The organism is Oleiphilus sp. HI0117 (assembly GCF_001635235.1).
Genome location: NZ_LWGA01001268.1, coordinates 1 through 1658, shown reverse-complemented (window position 1 = coordinate 1658; position 1658 = coordinate 1). Strand labels below are relative to the sequence as shown.

Sequence of the window (1658 nt, the reverse complement as noted above, 5' to 3'; positions counted from 1 at the left end):
AGATAGCATCAAGAGCTTAAAGCTCCTAAACAAACTAGGTTATGGAGTCGAAGGGAGCGGCTTGACCTTGAGTTTAGTTTATAATCCTGGTGGTCCGTTCCTACCTCCTCCTCAGCAACAGCTAGAGCAGGATTATAAAAAAGAGCTCTATGAAAATTTCGATATTCTCTTTGACCAACTTTTCACAATAACGAATATGCCTATTTCTCGCTTTGGGAGCGTGCTTTTGTCCAAGGGCGAATTTCATAACTATATGGATCTATTGAAAGAGTCGTATGCAAAGGAAAACCTTACCTCGGTAATGTGTCGCAGCTTGATAAGTATTGACTGGCAGGGCCATGTGTTTGATTGTGATTTCAATCAGATGCTTGATATGCCAATGCTTAGACTGGAGGGAGGATTGATAGCATCTGATAAAAATAGAATGCATCTAAGCGATATTTTAGGGCAGGCTATAGAAGGTTCTACGATAGTTGTGGCAGACCACTGCTATGGTTGCACTGCAGGACAGGGGAGTAGCTGCGGTGGCGCACTCGATTGACCTGAGTATTATTGTTCCCGTATTTAATGAAGCTGAAAATATTGAGCGTTTATTACGCAAGCTCAACACTCTCGCTAGTAAGCGCTGCGAAGTGCTGCTGGTCGATGGCGGTAGTACTGATGGTAGTGGCGAGATAATTTCTTCACTTATAAGTGAGCTAGATATGGATGCTCATTTAATTCGCTCAAAGTGTGGGCGTTCCGCACAACAGAATGCTGGTGCAGAGTTAGCTCAAGGGCGTCTTCTTCTGTTTTTGCATGCAGATACGGTATTACCAAGTAAAGCTATTAACATGCTACATGGCGCAATCTCATCCGAACCCGTTTGGGGGCGCTTTGATATTCAGCTCGATAACTCTGCCGCGATATTTAAGGTAATTTCTTGGTTCATCAATATTCGCTCACGGCTTACAGGTATAGCTACTGGAGATCAGGCGATATTTGTTAGCGCCTGCCTTTTTCGGAAAGTAGGCGGCTTTCCAGATCAGCCTTTAATGGAAGATATAGAGTTAAGCAAACGCTTAAAGCGTTCTGCTCCGCCCTTATGCCTAAAAGATCAGGCCATTACTTCAGCACGCAAGTGGGAAAAAGAAGGGGCAGTAAAAACCGTATTATTGATGTGGAGGCTACGTGCGGCATACTTTCTTGGTGCAAAACCTGAGCAGCTTCACCGCCAGTATTATAAAACCAGAGCCTAATCTAGTCTGAATACTCTAACTTATTAAATTAACATTAGTTTTCTTGAACGAAACAGCTAAGAGCAAGTAGAATCGCGCGCTTTGTTTCGCACAGTATTAATGTTAAGAGGTAAAGTCATGAGTGTTGAGCAGTTTGAGTCTATTTCGTTATATGTTCTGGTCACTGCGCTAATTCTTTATATGGGATATATTGTTTGGGACTTGGCTAAACGCTCAAATGCCGGTAAATTCGGTACATTTATCCTGTTCTTTGCGCTTGGTTTGGGGGTATTTGGTTTTGTTGCGAAAACAGTTATTGTTGAGATGATGAATCTCTAACGGTGCGATTGCCTCGGTACGTTAACCAATTTAAGTTTTTTGTACTGATACCTGCCGTCCCCAAATGGATTCAGCCACTTCAATAAAGGCTTTTGCAGCGTT

At 42.8% G+C, this 1658-nt stretch carries 3 protein-coding genes; all 3 read left to right on the top strand.

What is annotated here, in order from left to right; translation table 11 throughout:
• Positions 1–541: DUF3641 domain-containing protein (locus A3757_RS22085; protein ID WP_156506494.1), on the top strand; the 541-nt coding region annotated here is incomplete at its 5' end.
• Positions 525–1238 (top strand): TIGR04283 family arsenosugar biosynthesis glycosyltransferase, encoded by a 714-nt coding sequence (locus tag A3757_RS22080; protein WP_231875514.1) that lies wholly within the window; start codon positions 525–527, stop codon positions 1236–1238. The genes A3757_RS22085 and A3757_RS22080, both read left to right, overlap by 17 nt.
• Before the next feature lie 117 nt (positions 1239–1355).
• A complete protein-coding gene (locus tag A3757_RS22075; RefSeq protein WP_068510295.1) occupies positions 1356–1556 on the top strand; it encodes a DUF2788 domain-containing protein in 201 nt (66 codons plus the stop codon).
• The last annotated feature ends 102 nt before the right edge of the window (positions 1557–1658 follow it).